We start from the raw sequence: 20,625 nt of genomic DNA on the forward strand, positions 1-20,625 counted from the left end.
TTGTGGCATGGTGGAGGGTCTTGCTCCAGCTTGTCAGCGGGTGATTAACGAATATGCCACGAAAAGTGAACGTTTGGTGAACAGCGCGCCGAAATCGACTAAAACACGTCATTTAGGGCTGGAGCCGCCCACAGGTGAAGCTAGTCTAAAGATGTGAACGAAGTGATCTCGACTCTTATAGCCGGCGTCCTCGGCCTGGCTCTGGGGATCGTTGGCGTCATCGCCTTCCGGCTCTCCCAGGCCCGCTCTTCGAAGCTGCCGCAAGTCGACGAGCCCGTGCTCCCCGAGGGGGCGGCCGCCGTCCTGTCGGTCATCGGACGAGCCTTCGTGATCCTCGATGACGTTGACGGAGTGGTCCGGGCCAACCCTGCCTCCTATGCCTACGGGCTGGTGCGCGGGCACACGCTGGTCCACAACGAACTGCTCTCGCTGGTACGCCAGGTGCGCGCCGATGGCGTGATTGCCGAAAGTCAGTACGAGCTGCAGCGCTCCACGCTCGGTGCCGGGCAGCTGATTGTCCACGTGCGCGTCGCTCCGCTGGGAGACGAATACATCCTCCTGCTGGCCGACGACCGCACCGAAATCACCCGTACCGAAGCGATGCGCAATGACTTCGTGGCCAACGTATCCCACGAGCTGAAAACGCCGGTCGGCGCCATCGGGCTGCTAGCCGAAGCCATCACCGAAGCCGCCGACGACCCGAAGGCGGTACGCCGCTTCTCCACCCGGATGGACAAGGAATCGCGGCGCCTGGCGGCCCTGGTGCAGGACATCATCGAGCTCTCCCGGCTGCAGGCATCCGACGCGATCGTGCAGGGCCAGGAAGTGAATATCGACAGCGTCGTGGCAGAAGCCGTGGACCGCAGCCACCTGATTGCCGAGGAAAAGGGCATCACCATTACCGTGGGCGGCCATCTCGAAGAGCCGATCCTGGGCGATGCGGACCTGCTGATGACCGCTATCCGCAACCTGATCGACAATGCCATCCGCTATTCGCCGGAGCACACCACTGTCGGCGTGGGGATCCGCCAGCGCGATGGCTACGCCCAGATTTCGGTGACCGACCAGGGACCGGGCATCTCGCCCGAGGAGCAGGAGCGCGTGTTCGAGCGCTTCTACCGCGTGGACTCCGCACGCTCGCGGCAGACCGGCGGCACCGGGCTGGGGCTGAGCATCGTCAAGCACGTGCTGGCCAACCACGGCGGCGAAGTGTCCCTGTGGTCGCAGCCCGGCCACGGATCAACATTTACCCTAAGACTTCCCCTAGCGGACGAAGAACCGGCGACCAGCAATGCGCTTGCCGGCCAGACGATGAAGGAACGAACGATCGAGGCGAGTGCGTCCGATCGTGAAGGAGGACGCCGATGACCCGCATATTGATCGTTGAGGACGAGGAGTCGCTCTCAGACCCGCTGTCCTTCCTGCTCGAACGCGAAGGCTTCGAAGTCCGGATCGCCGACGATGGCCTGAAGGCAGTCACCGAGTTCGAACGCCACGGCGCAGACCTGGTGCTGCTGGACCTGATGCTTCCGGGCCAGCCGGGCACCGAGGTGATCCGTCAGATCCGCCTGAACAGCCAGGTCCCGGTCATCATGCTCACTGCGAAGGACTCGGAGATCGACAAGGTGGTGGGCCTGGAACTCGGTGCCGACGACTACGTCACCAAGCCGTATTCCTCCCGCGAACTGCTGGCCCGCATCCGCGCCGTGCTGCGACGCCAGGGCGAAGGTGAGGAGCTGATCAGCAACGTGGTCACTGCCGGTCCGGTGCGCATGGACGTCGAACGCCATGTGGTTTCGGTCGACAACACCGAGGTGTCCATGCCGCTGAAGGAATTCGAACTGCTGGAAATGCTGCTGCGCAATGCCGGCCGCGTGCTCACCCGCGGACAGCTGATCGACCGCGTCTGGGGCAGCGACTATGTGGGCGACACCAAGACCCTGGATGTGCACGTCAAGCGCCTGCGTTCCAAGATCGAGGTTGACCCGGCAGTCCCTGAACGCCTGGTGACCGTGCGCGGACTGGGTTACAAGTTCGTGGTCTAAGGCCAAATAGACCGGATACGGCAGCAGCCCCGGACAGAATCAGTGATTCTGTCCGGGGCTGCTGTTTCGGCTTGGGGAGCCTAGTGGCCCGAAGTCGAGTGGGTCTCTTCCGGGGTCAGGTGCTCGGTGACCGACTCATCGGCACCGCCCGGTACGAAGTCGCGGTATTCGGCAAGGGTGCCATCGACTACTGGAACGCTGAATTCCACGTTCTCGCCGGCGACGGTGAAGACCGAAGGTGCGTGCTGGCCAGCAGGGATGCCCAAGTTCTTGATGATCTGCTCGTTCTTGTCATCTTCAAGCTTGATAGCGCCATCGGCAGGAACCTGGATGGAGACAGGTGCAGTGTTCTCGGCCTTGACCGACAGGGTCAGCGCGGAATCGCCGGCGTTGATTACCGAGCCGATCAGGCGGGCTTCAGTGTCGTCGCTGTTGGTGACGAACATCAGGTTGCGGACCTTGGCGTCTGCGACATCGACGTTGACGCCATCGCTGGCGGCGTAGTCCATGTTGGTGGCCTGCTCGTTGATGGCGCCACAGCTGGTGACACCGAATGCCAGGGCAGCCACAGCGAGGGACGCGGCGATGCGACGTCCAGCGGTCATGCGTGCGGTGATCACGACACTAACTCCTCGGTGAGAATAATGAGTTGCTTCGGGTTCGTGGCCGGTTGAATCGGCTGCACCTGGGGCAGGGGCAGCCGCGAAAAGGACCACGATTACCTCTAAGCCTAGCTGTTTTTCACGCAAAGACGCGATTTAGCGACGTGCAACACACGCTTTTCGACAAGTTGTAGACAACCGTCGCTGGGAAAGAGGGTGGTGTGCAATCGACTGCCTTATCTTCTTCATAGCATGTTTCTCTTGCAAGTGGAAGAGGCAATTCCGCATGAATTCGCGGTTATATGGGGCACAGTCGCAAGGCCATGAATAGCAAACATGGTAGACTAGAACGTGGGAAAGGGGTTTATCCACATGGTTTTTGAGGTTGGCGAGACTGTTGTCTACCCGCACCACGGTGCCGCAATGATCGAAGAGATCAAGATGCGCAAGATCAAGGGCGAAGAGAAAATGTATCTCAAGCTCAAGGTGGCTCAGGGCGACCTGACCATTGAGGTTCCAGCCGAGAACGTTGATCTTGTTGGCGTACGTGACGTGGTAGGTCAGGAAGGCTTGGACCATGTGTTCGATGTCCTTCGTGCTGAATTTACCGAAGAGCCGACCAACTGGTCGCGCCGCTACAAGGCAAATGTCGAGAAGCTCGCTTCCGGCGATGTCATCAAGGTTGCAGAAGTAGTTCGCGACCTGTGGCGCCGAGAAAACGACCGTGGTCTGTCGGCAGGCGAAAAGCGCATGCTGGCCAAGGCTCGCCAGGTATTGATCAGTGAATTGGCCTTGGCCAAGGATCTGGACGAGGCCAAGGCGGAAGGCCTCTTGGACGAGGTTCTGGCTTCGGCCTAACCCAGTTCCGGTAACGCATCGCCGTGAAACGCTCCCAAGCGTTTCACGGCTTTTGGCGTTAAAGCAGCCGAATCAGGATGACGAGGCACGATAAGCTGGGCGCTGTGAAGCAAAGCGAAGCGCAAAATTCAAGCCTGATCCTGGTTGCGGCCGGTATGGGAACCCGTCTTGGCGCAGGAATTCCCAAGGCGATGGTTCAGGTGGCCGGGAAGTCCCTGGCAGAACATGCAGTGGACCGGATCCTCGGGATTGGGCAGATCACCGAAATCATTGTGGTGACCCCGCCGAAGGACGAGCGCCTGGCCGCAGCCATGGCCCAGTACGGGGAACGGGTCCGTACCGTGCCCGGTGGTGCAAGCCGCGCCGCGTCGGTTCGCGCCGGACTGGCCGTCGCCAGTTCAGAGGCCGCGAATATCCTGGTCCATGACGCAGCCCGCGCTTTCGCCCCGGCCGAGCTGCATGAAAGGGTGCTGCACGCCCTCGCCGATGAGCAGTGCAACGCGGTGATTCCGGCATTGGACGTCACCGACACCATCTGCGTGGTCCAGCCCGATGCCTCCGGCGAGCACGAGATCATCAAGGAAACCCCGGCGCGTTCCACCCTGCGCGCGGTGCAGACCCCGCAGGGCTTTGACGCGGCGCTGCTGCGCGCGGCGCACGCCCGGCTGGATTCCTGCACCGAAGCCGAACTGGAGCTGGTCACCGATGACGCGTCGATCGTGCGGGCTTTCGGCGCCGAAGTCCAGGTGCTGCCCGGATCGCAGCAAGCACTGAAGGTCACCTACCCCGAAGACCTCGACGCCGCCGGCAAGCTCGCGGCAAGCCACCTGGCCAGCAACCCCAGTGCAAAGGAAGAAGCCATGATCCTGCCACGAGTCGGCAACGGCATCGATGTCCACGCGGTCAGCGACGACCCGGCCCGCGAAATGTGGCTGGCAGGACTGCACTTCCCGGACGACATCGGGCTGTCCGGCCACTCCGACGGCGACGCGGTAGCGCACGCTGCCTGCGATGCGCTGTTCTCCGCAGCGGGCATAGGCGATCTGGGCACGCACTTCGGGGTGGACCGCCCGGAGTTCGCCGGGGCCAGCGGTGTGAGCCTGATTGCAGAAGCCGCCCGCCTGGTGCGCGAGGCAGGCTTCGAGATCGGCAATGTCTCGGTGCAGTTCGTCGGCCGCCGCCCGCGCTTCGCCGCTCGCCGCGAAGAGGCCAACGCGGTGCTGAGCGCGGCGATCGGCGCCCCAGTCAGCGTCATTGCGACTACCAGCGACGGACTGGGGTACGAGGGGGAGGGCAAGGGCGTGACCGCCTATGCCACTGCACTGGTCTATCCGGTTTCGCACTAGGCCCGTCGGCGCTGCCGCGGGCTTAGGTCATCGAGAGCGTCACAAGTGAAGCACAAAGGGTGCATCCATCGGATAACCTTGAAGGCGTGAGCCTGCGATTCTATGACACCAAAACAGCATCCGTACGCGACTTCCAGCCACTGGTGGAAGGCGAGGTCAAGCTGTACTACTGCGGCGCCACCGTGCAGGGCATGCCGCACGTTGGCCACGTGCGCAGTGCCATCGTCTTCGACATCCTGGTGCGCTGGCTCGAATACCGGGGCTTCGCCGTCACCACCGTCCGCAACGTCACCGACATCGAAGACAAGATCCTGGAAAAGTCGGCGAACTCCTTCGCCGCGGACTTCGAGGCCGATGCCCATTACAAGCCGCGCGAAGAATGGTTCGCCCTGGCGTACCGTTTCGAGCAGGAATTCTCGCTGGCCTACGAGGCGCTAGGCGTGCGCCGGCCGACCTATGAGCCGCGCGCGACCGGTCACATCACCGAAATGCATGAGCTGATCGAGCAGCTTATCGACCGCGGCCACGCCTACCCGGCAGCCGACGGCTCTGGAGATGTCTACTTCGACGTGCGCTCCTACGAGCAGTACGGCGCATTGACCCGCCAGAAGGTCGACGACATGCAGGACGCCCCGGATTCGGATCCGCGCGGCAAGAGGGACCCACGCGACTTCGCGCTGTGGAAGGGGCACAAGGATACCGATCCGCTGACCGCGTCCTGGCCCAGCCCCTGGGGACGCGGCCGCCCGGGCTGGCACCTCGAGTGCTCGGCGATGGCCGGCAAATACCTGGGCAGCGCATTCGACATCCACGGCGGCGGACTGGATCTGCGCTTCCCGCACCACGAGAACGAGATGGCCCAGTCCAATGCGGCAGGCCACGGCTTCGCCAACTACTGGATGCACAACGGCATGGTCACCTATGAGGGTGAGAAGATGTCCAAGTCCATCGGCAACACCATCTCTCCGGAAGAAATGCTAGCGCTGGCCGATGCCCGCGTGGTGCGCTACTTCCTGGGCCAGGCGCACTACCGTTCGATGCTCGACTACCGCCCGGACTCGCTGACCGAGGCCGGGGCAGCGGTGGAACGCGTGGATACCTTCATCTCCAATGCGCGCTACCGCCTGGGTGCCGCCGCCGAGGCGATCGCAGCCACCGCGGTGCCGGAAGCCTTCGGCACCGCGATGGATGATGACCTGAACGTTCCCATGGCCCTGGCTGCACTGCATGAAACCGTGCGGCTGGGCAACGCTTCCCTGGACCAGCGTGATGACGCTGCCGCCGCCAAGGCCCTGGGCCAGGTCCTGGCCATGACCCAGGTGCTGGGCCTGGATGATGCTGGCAGCAATGAAGGGTCGGATTCTTCCGCAGAGCACGAGGCCCTGGACCAGCTGATCCAGGCGCAGCTGGCCGAACGCGCCGAAGCGCGGGCAGCCAAGGACTGGGCGCGCTCCGATGCGATCCGCGATGCACTGGCATCCGCCGGGATTACCGTGGTGGATTCGGCCGACGGCGCCCGCTGGACCCTGGATAACTAGTCGCGAATCAGCGCGACGCCAACGAACTCAAAAACCAAAGGACAATTACCAATGAGCAAAAAGGGCCCAACCAAGGGTAGTGGTGGCAAGGGACGTCGATCCCTCGAGGGCAAGGGCCCGACCCCTAAGGCAGAGGACCGCCCGTACCACAAGGCGTACCGTGCCAAGCAGCTTTCCGAGCGCTCGGCTGCCAAGCGCAGCGCCGGCCGCCGTACCGAACGCATTAAGGTCAACGCCGAATTCGTCACCGGACGCAACTCCGTCGTCGAGGCGCTGCGCGCCGGGATCCCTGCCAAGGCGCTGCATGTTGCCATCCGCATCGACGTCGATGACCGTGTCCGCGAATCCCTGAAGCTGGCTGCCGAACATGGCATCCCGCTGATGGAGGCATCCAAGCCTGAGCTGGACCGCATGACCGATGACGCGATCCACCAGGGCCTGGCCCTGCAGATCCCGCCATACGAGTACAAGGACGCAGTCCAGCTGGCTACCAAGACCATCAAGGACTTCGACAAGGGCTACACCAAGACCCAGCCGCTGTTCCTGGCACTGGATGGCATCACCGACCCGCGTAACCTGGGCGCGATTGTCCGTTCGGCTTCGGCCTTCGGCGCAGATGGCGTGATCATTCCAGAACGCCGCAGCGTCGGCATGACCGCCTCGGCGTGGAAGACCAGCGCCGGTGCAGCGGTTCGCGTACCTGTTGCCAAGTGCAGCAACCTGACCAGCGCGCTGAAGGAAATCAAGGCTGCCGGCATCTTCGTGATCGGCCTCGACGCCGGTGGCGATATGCAGCTGCCGAACTTCGAATTGGCGACCGGCCCGCTGTGCATCGTGGTTGGTTCCGAAGGCAAGGGCCTGTCCCGGCTGGTTCGCGAAAACTGCGACGCGATCGTGTCGATTCCAATCGACTCGGCCATGGAATCGCTGAACGCTTCGATGGCTGTTGGCATCTCGCTGTACGAGGTATCGCGTTTGCGTGCTGAGAAGGCCAAGTAGCTTCCAAGCATCATGAGTGGGTCATAACTTGCCAAGGCAAGTTATGACCCACGGTCGTTAAGGTGACCCGCTTCATAACAACGAATTTCCGTTGTTTTCAGCCGCTATTCATCTTGGAATGCTGAGGATCCGCATGATTCCGGGGGTTTTAGCCCGCAAGTTCTGGAAACAGGCCGATTTTGCGTCGTGGCGGGATGCGTGTAAAGTTTTATCTCGCGCCGCTGATCCGGACGGCCTGAAAAGGCGAATCGGAAACAGTGGGGTGAACCAGCCTGAAATACCGAGTTGACAATGGTCAACGCGGTGGTAAGCTGGAAAAGTTGCTCCGGAGCGAAGCAGCGGCCATCAAAGGGTGGCTGGTGTGGTGTCGAGAGTGTTTGTTGTTTGAGAACTCAATAGTGTGCCAAGTTTGTTGATACCGAATATTTTTATTTGGTGAATACATAACATTTGCTTGAGGCATTGCACCCCCGTGCAGTGTTCTTGAGTGTTTTATTATTCGCCAGGACTTCATCGGCTTCGCCCTTCTTTTCCAAGGGGTTGCTGGTGGCTTTTTGTTTTTTATGGAGAGTTTGATCCTGGCTCAGGATGAACGCTGGCGGCGTGCTTAACACATGCAAGTCGAACGATGAAGCCCAGCTTGCTGGGTGGATTAGTGGCGAACGGGTGAGTAACACGTGAGTAACCTGCCCCCGACTCTGGGATAAGCCCGGGAAACTGGGTCTAATACCGGATATGACCCTGGAACGCATGTTTTGTGGTGGAAAGATTTATCGGTGGGGGATGGACTCGCGGCCTATCAGCTTGTTGGTGAGGTAATGGCTCACCAAGGCGACGACGGGTAGCCGGCCTGAGAGGGTGACCGGCCACACTGGGACTGAGACACGGCCCAGACTCCTACGGGAGGCAGCAGTGGGGAATATTGCACAATGGGCGCAAGCCTGATGCAGCGACGCCGCGTGAGGGATGACGGCCTTCGGGTTGTAAACCTCTTTCAGTAGGGAAGAAGCGAAAGTGACGGTACCTGCAGAAGAAGCGCCGGCTAACTACGTGCCAGCAGCCGCGGTAATACGTAGGGCGCAAGCGTTATCCGGATTTATTGGGCGTAAAGAGCTCGTAGGCGGTTTGTCGCGTCTGCCGTGAAAGTCCGAGGCTCAACCTCGGATCTGCGGTGGGTACGGGCAGACTAGAGTGATGTAGGGGAGACTGGAATTCCTGGTGTAGCGGTGAAATGCGCAGATATCAGGAGGAACACCGATGGCGAAGGCAGGTCTCTGGGCATTTACTGACGCTGAGGAGCGAAAGCATGGGGAGCGAACAGGATTAGATACCCTGGTAGTCCATGCCGTAAACGTTGGGCACTAGGTGTGGGGGACATTCCACGTTTTCCGCGCCGTAGCTAACGCATTAAGTGCCCCGCCTGGGGAGTACGGCCGCAAGGCTAAAACTCAAAGGAATTGACGGGGGCCCGCACAAGCGGCGGAGCATGCGGATTAATTCGATGCAACGCGAAGAACCTTACCAAGGCTTGACATGTGCCAGACCGCTCCAGAGATGGGGTTTCCCTTCGGGGCTGGTTCACAGGTGGTGCATGGTTGTCGTCAGCTCGTGTCGTGAGATGTTGGGTTAAGTCCCGCAACGAGCGCAACCCTCGTTCCATGTTGCCAGCACGTAGTGGTGGGGACTCATGGGAGACTGCCGGGGTCAACTCGGAGGAAGGTGGGGATGACGTCAAATCATCATGCCCCTTATGTCTTGGGCTTCACGCATGCTACAATGGCCGGTACAATGGGTTGCGATACTGTGAGGTGGAGCTAATCCCTAAAAGCCGGTCTCAGTTCGGATTGGGGTCTGCAACTCGACCCCATGAAGTCGGAGTCGCTAGTAATCGCAGATCAGCAACGCTGCGGTGAATACGTTCCCGGGCCTTGTACACACCGCCCGTCAAGTCACGAAAGTTGGTAACACCCGAAGCCGATGGCCTAACCACCTTGTGTGGGGGGAGTCGTCGAAGGTGGGACTGGCGATTGGGACTAAGTCGTAACAAGGTAGCCGTACCGGAAGGTGCGGCTGGATCACCTCCTTTCTAAGGAGCTAACCATTATTGGTTGCCCATGCTGGACACGAGTGTTGTCCGGGTGGGTTGCTCATGGGTGGAATATCAATGGACTCAATACCGGAAAACGTGCTGGCTGATGCTGGTGCGGGGTATTGGCTGTGGCCGCGTGGTGCTTGGGCATCTGCTAGTACGCATTGCAGGGGGTTTTCTTCTTGCGGTGCTGGAATGCGGTGTGTGGGTGTTGTGTGGTTTGTATGGTTTGGCATGCTGTTGGGTTTTGAGGCAACAAGCCTCCTTTCCTGGTGAATGGTTGCCGGGGTTCTTCCTGTGGGGAGGGTCCTGGTGGTGTTCGCTTGGGTGAGGGGTTCTTGGTGTTTCGGTGTTTGTCCTGTGTTTGCTGCAAGGATGTCCTGTTGGATTGACGCTGGCCTTTGGTTGGTGTTGGTTTTGGGGTGTTGTTGCGGGGGTGCGGGGTTGTTGTTTGGGAACTGTATAGTGAACGCGAGCATCTTGCAGATGAGATGAGCTGGCTGGTCCTTTTCCTGGGATTGGTTGGTGTTGGAGTCTTGTCTGCGTGATTTTGTTAGATTGTTTTATTGCTCAATTCTGAGACTTTGATTTGTGTTGAAGTTTTTAAGGGCGCACGGTGGATGCCTTGGCATCAAGAGCCGATGAAGGACGTGGGAATCTGCGATAAGCCTGGTGGAGTCGATAACCGGACGTTGAGACCAGGATTTCCGAATGGGGGAACCCCGCACCATGTTATGTGGTGTGACCTGCAGCTGAATGTATAGGCTGTGTGGAGGGAACGCGGGGAAGTGAAACATCTCAGTACCCGCAGGAAGAGAAAACAACAGTGATTCCGTTAGTAGTGGCGAGCGAACGCGGATGGGGCTAAACCGGTTGGTGTGTGATAGCGGATAGGCGTTGCATCACCGGGGTTGTGGGGTTGACATGTACCAGTGCTATCTTGCTGGTGGGATGAGGTGCAGGCGTATAGGTGAATCGGTTGGAATGCCGGACCAGAGAGGGTGATAGTCCCGTAGGTGTAATGCGTGTCTGCCGTTCTAGTGTTGATACCCGAGTAGCACGGGGCCCGTGAAACCTTGTGTGAATCTGCCAGGACCACCTGGTAAGCCTGAATACTACTTGATGACCGATAGTGAATCAGTACCGTGAGGGAATGGTGAAAAGTACCCCGGGAGGGGAGTGAAATAGTACCTGAAACCGTGCGCTTACAATCCGTTAGAGCTGGGGACTTGTTCCCTGGTGATGGCGTGCCTTTTGAAGAATGAGCCTGCGAGTTAGTGTTACGTCGCGAGGTTAACCCGTGTGGGGAAGCCGTAGCGAAAGCGAGTCTGAATAGGGCGTTTGAGTGGCGTGATCTAGACCCGAAGCGAAGTGATCTACCCATGGCCAGGTTGAAGCGCGTGTAAGAGCGTGTGGAGGACCGAACCCACTTCAGTTGAAAATGGAGGGGATGAGCTGTGGGTAGGGGTGAAAGGCCAATCAAACTTCGTGATAGCTGGTTCTCCCCGAAATGCATTTAGGTGCAGCGTTGCGTGTTTCTTGCTGGAGGTAGAGCTACTGGATAGGCGATGGGCCCTACAAGGTTACTGACCTTAGCCAAACTCCGAATGCCGGCAAGTGAGAGCGCAGCAGTGAGACTGTGGGGGATAAGCTTCATAGTCGAGAGGGAAACAGCCCAGAACGCCAACTAAGGCCCCTAAGCGTGTGCTAAGTGGAAAAGGATGTGGAGTTGCTGTGACAACCAGGAGGTTGGCTTAGAAGCAGCCACCCTTGAAAGAGTGCGTAATAGCTCACTGGTCAAGTGATTCCGCGCCGATAATGTAGCGGGGCTCAAGCACACCGCCGAAGTTGCGTCATTCAAATATTAACCTGGTTTCGATTGGGTGTTTGGATGGGTAGGGGAGCGTCGTGTGGACGGTGAAGTCGCGGTGGAAACCAGCGGTGGAGGCCACACGAGTGAGAATGCAGGCATGAGTAGCGAATGACGGGTGAGAAACCCGTCCGCCGAATGATCAAGGGTTCCAGGGTTAAGCTAATCTGCCCTGGGTTAGTCGGGACCTAAGGCGAGGCCGACAGGCGTAGTCGATGGACAACGGGTTGATATTCCCGTACCGGCGAAGGACCGCCCATACTGAGCTGTGGATGCTAACCATGACGGATCCGGTGATTTGTTCCTTCGGGAATGGTTGCTGGTGGTGTGGTGGGAACCGATGCAGTGAGGTCAGCGTATTAACAGGTGTGACGCAGGAAGGTAGCCGAGCCAGGCAATGGAATTGACCTGGTCCAAGGGTGTAGGAAGAGCGGTTGGCAAATCCGCCGCTCATATATTCTGAGACCTGATAGGCGCCCCGTTTTCGGGGTGATTCGGTGATCCTATGCTGCCTAGAAAAGCATCGGCGCGAGGTCCCAGTCCGCCCGTACCCCAAACCGACACAGGTGATCAGGTAGAGAATACTAAGGCGATCGAGAGAATCATGGTTAAGGAACTCGGCAAAATGCCCCCGTAACTTCGGAAGAAGGGGGGCCTGCCCCGTGATGAGAACTTGCTTCTCTGATGCGGGTGTGGGCCGCAGAGACCAGGGGGAAGCGACTGTTTACTAAAAACACAGGTCCGTGCGAAGTCGCAAGACGATGTATACGGACTGACTCCTGCCCGGTGCTGGAAGGTTAAGAGGACTGGTTAGCCCTTGTGGCGAAGCTGAGAATTTAAGCCCCAGTAAACGGCGGTGGTAACTATAACCATCCTAAGGTAGCGAAATTCCTTGTCGGGTAAGTTCCGACCTGCACGAATGGAGTAACGACTTCCCCGCTGTCTCAACCATGAACTCGGCGAAATTGCAGTACGAGTAAAGATGCTCGTTACGCGCAGCAGGACGGAAAGACCCCGAGACCTTTACTATAGTTTGGTATTGGTGTTCGGTGCAGCTTGTGTAGGATAGGTGGGAGACTGTGAAGCTTGGACGCTAGTCCAGGTGGAGTCATCGTTGAAATACCACTCTGGCTGTACCGGTCACCTAACTTCGGACCATGATCTGGTTCAGGGACAGTGCCTGATGGGTAGTTTAACTGGGGCGGTTGCCTCCTAAAATGTAACGGAGGCGCCCAAAGGTTCCCTCAGCCTGGTTGGCAATCAGGTGTCGAGTGTAAGTGCACAAGGGAGCTTGACTGTGAGAGTGACAGCTCGAGCAGGGACGAAAGTCGGGACTAGTGATCCGGCGGCACCTCGTGGAAGGGCCGTCGCTCAACGGATAAAAGGTACCTCGGGGATAACAGGCTGATCTTGCCCAAGAGTCCATATCGACGGCATGGTTTGGCACCTCGATGTCGGCTCGTCGCATCCTGGGGCTGGAGTAGGTCCCAAGGGTTGGGCTGTTCGCCCATTAAAGCGGTACGCGAGCTGGGTTTAGAACGTCGTGAGACAGTTCGGTCCCTATCCGCTGCGCGCGTTGGAAATTTGAGAAGGGCTGTCCTTAGTACGAGAGGACCGGGACGGACGAACCTCTGGTGTGTCAGTTGTACTGCCAAGTGCATCGCTGATTAGCTACGTTTGGAAGGGATAACCGCTGAAAGCATCTAAGCGGGAAGCCTGCTTCGAGATGAGATTTCCATGCACCTTTGTGTGTGAGAGGCCCCCAGCTAGACCACTGGGTTGATAGGCAGGATGTGGAAGCAAGGACTGAAGACTTGTGCAGCTGACCTGTACTAATAGGCCGATGGCTTACAACACACAATAAAACAATGATTGAACTGATATTTTTCAATGCTGTTCGCGTTCACTATGCGGTTACGAGACAACAACCTCTAACCAATAAATGCAAGATGAGTTACAAGACTTTGTAGCACCGGAAAACACTGACCAGGAAATATTTGGTTTGTGTGCTTCGTGATTGTTACGGCGGTCATAGCGTGGGGGAAACGCCCGGTCCCATACCGAACCCGGAAGCTAAGGCCCATTGCGCCGATGGTACTGCACTCGTGAGGGTGTGGGAGAGTAGGTCACCGCCGGACTTAACCTAAGTGGGTTTGAGGCTCTAACCGTTTGGTTGGAGCCTCACCTGTTTAACCCGTGCTGGTGGTGCGGGTGGCCAGGCGCAACGTCTGGCCTGTTCGTGTTTAAAGGGGGTTCGGCCGCTGGCCGCTGGCCGCTGCCGCGGCACGTTACACAACGGATCAGGCCGGCTTTGGGTTGCGGTGCCAGCTGTGATGACTGGCAACCTTAAAGGATTGAACTTCAAATTAGTCCGATAGCCGATGTTCGAGTGCAACCGGGTATGGGGCAGAGGATTGTTTTCTAGTTTCAATTGTTTCCACTGACGGGTGGTTGCCAGGCATGCCAGATGGTGTCATAGCCAATTGAAAACTGCCTGCGCCAAGCTAAAATGCTCCCCTACTCTCAACTTCGTTATCCTGCTTGTCGCTATCGATTAGCTCCGTCCAGTTCTTCGCCGGGTTCGATCGCCCGGCGAAATAACACTGCTAGATCGAGGCAAGTCGAGCGGTGCAGGACGTGACTTCCAAGCAAAAGTGGCAGCCACGTTGAGTCGCGTGACTCTCGACTGAGCGCCAGCGTCATTGGCTGTTTTGACCTGTTCTCAAGTCCACGAGCAATCACATAGTTCGGCTTTTCCGACGACTGCGCACCGAATCCGCAATTGCGAGGCCTCTCACCTCTTTTTACGAAAGCACTGACATAGGCGCACAGCAGAAGCCTCGGCCTCCAATAGATCGCCTGTGGTCCACAGATGCGTGTTCCTGCTGTCAGTTTTCCGGAGTGCACCACTTTGTCGGTTGGCTAGTTCAGGAGACTGCGACGGCAATGCGCACGGAGCCAGACCAGATAAACATTTCCATGCCAGCTGTAGTGGGCGAAGCTCCAAGAGGCTTATCATGACGATTCAATAAAGCCCTTGAAAGAACTGCTGTCCGGTATCTCAGCTTCAAATTATCACTAGTCTGAGGTACCGGACTCTCTTGACCATTTCGCCGATCCGACATGCTTGTGACTGCGATTACATAGGTGGCGGGGGTTGATGCGCACCAGCAAAGGTGAGTAGGAGCCCACTGAGCATCTAGGAATCTCGGAGGAGCAATATGCGAACTAGCCAGACAAGCCAAAACTTGAAACGCGGCTTGAGTACACGGCATATCAGATTTATCGCCCTAGGGTCTGCCATCGGCACTGGCTTGTTCTACGGTTCTGCAAGCGCCATTCAAATGGCTGGTCCAGCCGTGCTGCTGGCCTACATACTCGGTGGCGCAGTGGTGTTCATGGTGATGCGTGCGTTGGGAGAAATGGCCGTCCGCAATCCGACCTCCGGCTCATTCGGCAACTATGCCACTGAATTTGTCGGCCGTTTCGCTGGCTTCGCCACAGGGTGGACTTACACCTTTGAAATGTTTGTGGTGGCTCTGGCAGATGTGACAGCTTTTGGCGTGTATATGGGCTTCTGGTTCCCTAACGTTGAACGATGGATCTGGATCCTGGCGGTTGTTTTCTTCATCGCTGCCGTGAACCTGCTTTCGGTCAAAGTCTTCGGGGAACTGGAGTTCTGGTTCTCGCTGGTCAAGGTCGTCGCCATCGTTGCAATGATCGCAGGTGGAGTTCTCGTAATCGTCTTCGGTCTGGGAAATCAAAGCGAAGGCGCTGCTGGTCTATCCAATCTCTTCGCTAACGGGGGTTTCATGCCGAACGGTATTTGGGGAGTTCTCGCCTCGCTGACGATCGTCATGTTTGCCTTCGGTGGCACCGAGGTAATCGGCATTACTGCCGGCGAAGCACAAAACCCCCGAAAGGTCATACCGCAGGCGATCAACTCTGTCCCAGTGCGCATCCTATTGTTCTACGTGCTGACGCTCGGTGTCATCATGTGCATTCAGCCATGGAACACGATCGATGGCAATGAGAGTCCATTCGTCTCGATCTTCTCCAGCATCGGTTTCTCGTCTGCAGCGAACGTTCTGAATTTCATCGTCATCACAGCGGCACTTTCAGCAATCAACGCGGACATCTTCGGCGCAGGACGCATGATTCACGGCATGGCCAAGCAAGGCCAGGCACCCCAGGTGTTCATGAAGACCACGGCTAACGGTGTCCCATGGGTGACATCTTTATCGATGATCGGTGCGCTGCTTATCGGTGTCGTGCTGAACATATGGTTCGAAGACCAGATCTTCTTCCTGATCGCTGCATTGGCTACGTTCGCGACCGTTGTCGTTTGGTCGATGATCTTGATCTCGCATATCCGGATGAAGCATCGGATAGACAGAGATGCTCTTGAACCATCAGCATTCCCAGTTCCGTTGTGGCCCGTGGGCAGCTACTTGGCGTTGGCCTTCATGATCTTTGTGATCGTCCTTATTGGCATTATTCCGGAAACGCGCAGTGCGCTCATTACTGGTCTAATTTGGGTTGCAATCCTGGGCATCTGCTATCGGCTGTTCGTAAGAGTAAAGGCTAGTCCAGCTGAAACCCAAGCAACGAAGATGGAAGAGACCTCAGCAGCTGAACGGCGATAGCCTCAAAGAATGCTGGGCCGTGACATAGGCCTGCTGCAAGGTGACCCGTAATGAGGGCACAAACGGCGCCGTGCACCGGACAGCTATTGCATAGGCAAGTCATCTAGTTCACCTTTGCCTGCCGTAAGCCTTAGTCTCAGGTAAATACCTGCAGACATCGACTCGTGGAGATGACGATGGCAACTACCCACGCTGAATTCCTAGATGCCTTAAGCGCAGCGTTACCGGACGGAGCCCTCGAAACATCGCGTGTGGTGCTTCGAGAAAACTCCAGGGTCTTCGGGCAATTGTCGGGGAATCCCGTTGAATCGCTAGGCGTGGTTTTCGCCAGTTCCGTAGCGGATGTCCAACATGTTCTACGCTTGGCCACTGAATACAAGGTGCCGGTGATTAGCCGCGGTGCCGGCACTGGTGTTTCCGGGGGCGTTCACGTGCTAGGCGATGCCATCGTGTTGAACCTGAGCAGAATGAATAGAATTCTAGAAATCCGCCCGGAAGATGAAGTCGCTGTTGTTGAACCTGGCGTCATCAATCATCAGCTGAACGAAGCCGTTGCAGAACTCGGTCTCATGTATGCCCCGGATACTGCGAGCTACAAGATACCGGTGAACACGGTGTCGGATTGATTAAAAAGGATTGGTTGCAATGGGAGCAATCAAGTGAAGTGGTCGAACTCCAACAGCAGATCAAACGTCTTCTGGATCCGTTGAATATCTTGAATCCCGGGAAAGCCATTTAAAGTAAGAACCTACGAGGGGCAGCCAATGAACTGGCGATGCGAAACGCGCAGGCATGGCGGACTCTGAAAATAGTTCTGCACGGGTGTATAGTGAAAGGGTTGTAACCACGGGATATGGCGCAGCTTGGTAGCGCGCGTCGTTCGGGACGACGAGGTCGCAGGTTCAAATCCTGTTATCCCGACTTGCAGCAAAAGGGGGAACTACGGTTCCCCCTTTTTTTTGCGTTAAGCCGCCCCAGCAACACCCGGTAAAACCTAAATAGCTTTCTGGGTTTTAGGGGGCAGTTCGAAGGCTGTCCTGTAGCGAATGGCAGTTCCATAACAAGCGTTCCAGCAAACGAGCTGCAGATCACTCGAGGATATCGCCTCAGGATGTGCGATCTGAGATTTTTTTAGGTATAGTTATATCTCGTGCTAAGGCATTCAATGCGGATCAGCTTCGGCTGCTGAAGCAAACGAATACCAAGTCACATTGGGATATGGTGTAATTGGCAACACAACGGTTTCTGGTTCCGTCATTCTAGGTTCGAGTCCTGGTATCCCAGCGCTTCACCAAAGAAATTTGGTGAGCTGAAGATTTTCTTCAGCATACGGCCCCATCGTATAGCGGCCTAGTACTCTGCCCTCTCACGGCAGCAACACGGGTTCGAATCCCGTTGGGGTCACCAAAGCAAAAAATCGCGGAACTTATGTTCCGCGATTTTTTTATGCACGGAAACTATGGACGGATTCGAATTCGGCTTTAACTAGAGCTTCCCCAAACTAGGCATCCCTTCGACAAGGCCGGCCTGGTTTGCAGTTCTAATGTGGATGACGGGACGCTGGCCGTGGAGCCGTGGAGCCGTGGAGCCGTGGAGCCGTGGAGCCGTGGAGCCGTGGAGCCGTGGAGCCGTGGAGCCGTGGAGCCGTGGAGCCGTGGAGCCGTGGAGCCGTGGAGCCGTGGAGCCGTGGAGCCGTGGAGCCGTGGAGCCGTGGAGCCGTGGAGCCGTGGAGCCGTGGAGCCGTGGAGCCGTGGAGCCGTGGAGCCGTGGAGCCGTGGAGCCGTGGAGCCGTGGAGCCGTGGAGCCGTGGAGCCGTGGAGCCGTGGAGCCGTGGAGCCGTGGAGCCGTGGAGCCGTGGAGCCGTGGAGCCGTGGAGCCGTGGAGCCGTAGAGCCGTAGAGCCGTAGAGCCGTAGAGCCACCACTGCGTTTCAACGATCTCTTCATAGGTCCTACTGAAACCTGTCGTGATCGCCTGAGTCGTTGGCTCAATGGATGTACCAGTGAAATACGGACTGACTCAGATTGCGGGCAACACTGAAACGGCATCGAAGGTAGGCCGGCGCCTTCTTGGGTGAAGAACGACACGGTGTCCGTCTTGCCTCGTTTCGAATCATGAACTCCCGTTTTACGGCCTGCGGGACTAATCCACTCCAGATCACCTGTGGCTAGGGCAACGGCCACCGTGGCGTCCAAGCGCCGTTCGACGCCTAACTTTTGATGACATTACTTTTGGCTACAAACGAATACAGCCCATCGAATTCTTCTGCATAGCGATTGCAGCTAGGGGATTTACCGTGGCGGCACTTTGGGTGTCTGGTCAAGGTTCTTGGAATCACGGGGTCCTACGTTTATCCCGCATGGACCAGGCGTTCACAGGCTGCATTGCTGGCATCCGTTTCGATGCTTTGCTTGGCATGGTCTTCGGATCCTGAGCATTGACGATTCTGCCATCCTGGGAATGTTCGCTATTCGTATGGAGATCCAGCAGACATCGAGGCGAGGGCCCTTAGATTCTCGAACCAATGCGAAAGACTCTTGGGGCGTGCCAATATGCCGCCGCGGAACATGCCCTCATAGGGTAACGACGATCACTGCAAAAAGCGTCCTGTCGATTTGCGGAGCCCTGAAAACCTGTGTATAGTTTTTATCTGTTGCCGGAACGGAAACAACACGGAATCTACCGAATGTTTACCCGGCAGCCAATCACTTTCCACTCAAGGTTTTCCACCGATTTTGATCGGATCAGGAACTCTGGTAAGTTGGAAAAGTTGCTCCGGAGCGAAGCAGCGGCCATCAAAGGGTGGCTGGTGTGGTGTCGAGAGTGTTTGTTGTTTGAGAACTCAATAGTGTGCCAAGTTTGTTGATACCGAATATTTTTATTTGGTGAATACATAACATTTGCTTGAGGCATTGCACCCCCGTGCAGTGTTCTTGAGTGTTTTATTATTCGCCAGGACTTCATCGGCTTCGCCCTTCTTTTCCAAGGGGTTGCTGGTGGCTTTTTGTTTTTTATGGAGAGTTTGATCCTGGCTCAGGATGAACGCTGGCGGCGTGCTTAACACATGCAAGTCGAACGATGAAGCCCAGCTTGCTGGGTGGATTAGTGGCGAACGGGTGAGTAACACGTGAGTAACCTGCCCCCGACTCTGGGATAAGCCCGGGAAACTGGGTCTAATACCGGATATGACCCTGGAACGCATGTTTTGTGGTGGAAAGATTTATCGGTGGGGGATGGACTCGCGGCCTATCAGCTTGTTGGTGAGGTAATGGCTCACCAAGGCGACGACGGGTAGCCGGCCTGAGAGGGTGACCGGCCACACTGGGACTGAGACACGGCCCAGACTCCTACGGGAGGCAGCAGTGGGGAATATTGCACAATGGGCGCAAGCCTGATGCAGCGACGCCGCGTGAGGGATGACGGCCTTCGGGTTGTAAACCTCTTTCAGTAGGGAAGAAGCGAAAGTGACGGTACCTGCAGAAGAAGCGCCGGCTAACTACGTGCCAGCAGCCGCGGTAATACGTAGGGCGCAAGCGTTATCCGGATTTATTGGGCGTAAAGAGCTCGTAGGCGGTTTGTCGCGTCTGCCGTGAAAGTCCGAGGCTCAACCTCGGATCTGCGGTGGGTACGGGCAGACTAGAGTGATGTAGGGGAGACTGGAATTCCTGGTGTAGCGGTGAAATGCGCAGATATCAGGAGGAACACCGATGGCGAAGGCAGGTCTCTGGGCATTTACTGACGCTGAGGAGCGAAAGCATGGGGAGCGAACAGGATTAGATACCCTGGTAGTCCATGCCGTAAACGTTGGGCACTAGGTGTGGGGGACATTCCACGTTTTCCGCGCCGTAGCTAACGCATTAAGTGCCCCGCCTGGGGAGTACGGCCGCAAGGCTAAAACTCAAAGGAATTGACGGGGGCCCGCACAAGCGGCGGAGCATGCGGATTAATTCGATGCAACGCGAAGAACCTTACCAAGGCTTGACATGTGCCAGACCGCTCCAGAGATGGGGTTTCCCTTCGGGGCTGGTTCACAGGTGGTGCATGGTTGTCGTCAGCTCGTGTCGTGAGATGTTGGGTTAAGTCCCGCAACGAGCGCAACCCTCGTTCCATGTTGCCAGCACGTAGTGGTGGGGACTCATGGGAGACTGCCGGGGTCAACTCGGAGGAAGGTGGGGATGACGTCAAATCATCATGCCCCTTATGTCTTGGGCTTCACGCATGCTACAATGGCCGGTACAATGGGTTGCGATACTGTGAGGTGGAGCTAATCCCTAAAAGCCGGTCTCAGTTCGGATTGGGGTCTGCAACTCGACCCCATGAAGTCGGAGTCGCTAGTAATCGCAGATCAGCAACGCTGCGGTGAATACGTTCCCGGGCCTTGTACACACCGCCCGTCAAGTCACGAAAGTTGGTAACACCCGAAGCCGATGGCCTAACCACCTTGTGTGGGGGGAGTCGTCGAAGGTGGGACTGGCGATTGGGACTAAGTCGTAACAAGGTAGCCGTACCGGAAGGTGCGGCTGGATCACCTCCTTTCTAAGGAGCTAACCATTATTGGTTGCCCATGCTGGACACGAGTGTTGTCCGGGTGGGTTGCTCATGGGTGGAATATCAATGGACTCAATACCGGAAA

At 57.4% G+C, this 20,625-nt stretch carries 11 protein-coding genes, 3 tRNA genes and 4 rRNA genes; 17 read left to right on the plus strand and 1 reads right to left on the minus strand.

Annotated features, from left to right (window positions below; genetic code table 11):
• Positions 1-153: 153 nt before the first annotated feature.
• Together ATK23_RS16015 and ATK23_RS16020 are read left to right on the plus strand one after the other, a co-directional pair.
• Entirely contained in the window at positions 154-1,368 is a 1,215-nt protein-coding gene (locus ATK23_RS16015; protein ID WP_038993820.1) for a sensor histidine kinase, read from the plus strand.
• Positions 1,365-2,045, plus strand: coding sequence for a response regulator (locus ATK23_RS16020; RefSeq protein ID WP_038993821.1), 681 nt, complete (start codon positions 1,365-1,367; stop codon positions 2,043-2,045). The genes ATK23_RS16015 and ATK23_RS16020 overlap by 4 nt, the downstream gene beginning before the upstream one ends.
• An 80-nt stretch (positions 2,046-2,125) precedes the next feature.
• Here ATK23_RS16020 and ATK23_RS16025 read toward each other — a convergent pair whose 3' ends face one another.
• The gene (locus tag ATK23_RS16025; protein ID WP_066144100.1) at positions 2,126-2,665 is read right to left on the minus strand and encodes a hypothetical protein; all 540 of its coding nucleotides are present in this window, start codon (positions 2,663-2,665) and stop codon (positions 2,126-2,128) included.
• Positions 2,666-3,019: 354 nt separating this feature from the next.
• Between ATK23_RS16025 and ATK23_RS16030 the strand changes: the two genes are divergently transcribed.
• The 15 genes from ATK23_RS16030 to ATK23_RS16100 all read left to right on the plus strand — a co-directional run bounded on the left by ATK23_RS16030 (position 3,020) and on the right by ATK23_RS16100 (position 20,528).
• The gene (locus ATK23_RS16030) at positions 3,020-3,505 is read left to right on the plus strand and encodes a CarD family transcriptional regulator (RefSeq protein WP_038993823.1); all 486 of its coding nucleotides are present in this window, start codon (positions 3,020-3,022) and stop codon (positions 3,503-3,505) included.
• A gap of 77 nt (positions 3,506-3,582) precedes the next feature.
• Positions 3,583-4,851, plus strand: a complete 1,269-nt coding sequence (gene ispD, locus ATK23_RS16035) for a 2-C-methyl-D-erythritol 4-phosphate cytidylyltransferase (RefSeq protein ID WP_083515704.1) — start codon at positions 3,583-3,585, stop codon at positions 4,849-4,851.
• Between the two features lie 86 nt (positions 4,852-4,937).
• Positions 4,938-6,389: a cysteine--tRNA ligase gene (gene cysS, locus ATK23_RS16040; RefSeq protein ID WP_066144105.1), complete on the plus strand. Its 1,452-nt coding sequence runs from the start codon at positions 4,938-4,940 to the stop codon at positions 6,387-6,389.
• Between the two features lie 51 nt (positions 6,390-6,440).
• A complete protein-coding gene (gene rlmB / locus ATK23_RS16045; RefSeq protein ID WP_066144108.1) occupies positions 6,441-7,388 on the plus strand; it encodes a 23S rRNA (guanosine(2251)-2'-O)-methyltransferase RlmB in 948 nt (315 codons plus the stop codon).
• Between the two features lie 560 nt (positions 7,389-7,948).
• Positions 7,949-9,474: ribosomal RNA gene (locus tag ATK23_RS16050) — 16S ribosomal RNA — on the plus strand.
• Positions 9,475-10,070: 596 nt separating this feature from the next.
• Positions 10,071-13,204, plus strand: a 23S ribosomal RNA gene (locus ATK23_RS16055).
• 164 nt (positions 13,205-13,368) lie between these two features.
• A 5S ribosomal RNA gene (gene rrf, locus ATK23_RS16060) occupies positions 13,369-13,485 on the plus strand.
• The 16S, 23S and 5S rRNA genes sit together here, the layout of an rRNA operon.
• Before the next feature lie 1,083 nt (positions 13,486-14,568).
• On the plus strand, positions 14,569-15,993 hold the full coding sequence (locus tag ATK23_RS16065) for an amino acid permease (RefSeq protein WP_066144787.1): 1,425 nt from the start codon (positions 14,569-14,571) through the stop codon (positions 15,991-15,993).
• Positions 15,994-16,169: 176 nt separating this feature from the next.
• Positions 16,170-16,619: an FAD-binding oxidoreductase gene (locus ATK23_RS16070; protein WP_083515737.1), complete on the plus strand. Its 450-nt coding sequence runs from the start codon at positions 16,170-16,172 to the stop codon at positions 16,617-16,619.
• A gap of 14 nt (positions 16,620-16,633) precedes the next feature.
• Complete coding sequence (locus tag ATK23_RS16825; RefSeq protein WP_407645327.1) at positions 16,634-16,732, plus strand: FAD-linked oxidase C-terminal domain-containing protein; 99 nt, start codon at positions 16,634-16,636, stop codon at positions 16,730-16,732.
• Between the two features lie 108 nt (positions 16,733-16,840).
• Positions 16,841-16,914, plus strand: a tRNA-Pro gene (locus ATK23_RS16080).
• Between the two features lie 291 nt (positions 16,915-17,205).
• Positions 17,206-17,277: transfer RNA gene (locus tag ATK23_RS16085), tRNA-Gln, on the plus strand.
• Positions 17,278-17,324: 47 nt separating this feature from the next.
• A tRNA-Glu gene (locus tag ATK23_RS16090) sits at positions 17,325-17,400 on the plus strand.
• A 138-nt stretch (positions 17,401-17,538) separates the two neighbouring features.
• Positions 17,539-17,883, plus strand: coding sequence for a hypothetical protein (locus tag ATK23_RS16095; RefSeq protein WP_157801668.1), 345 nt, complete (start codon positions 17,539-17,541; stop codon positions 17,881-17,883).
• 1,119 nt (positions 17,884-19,002) lie between these two features.
• Positions 19,003-20,528, plus strand: a 16S ribosomal RNA gene (locus ATK23_RS16100).
• Positions 20,529-20,625 lie beyond the last annotated feature (97 nt).

This window comes from Glutamicibacter nicotianae (genome assembly GCF_002797775.1).
Lineage (GTDB): Bacteria > Actinomycetota > Actinomycetes > Actinomycetales > Micrococcaceae > Glutamicibacter > Glutamicibacter nicotianae.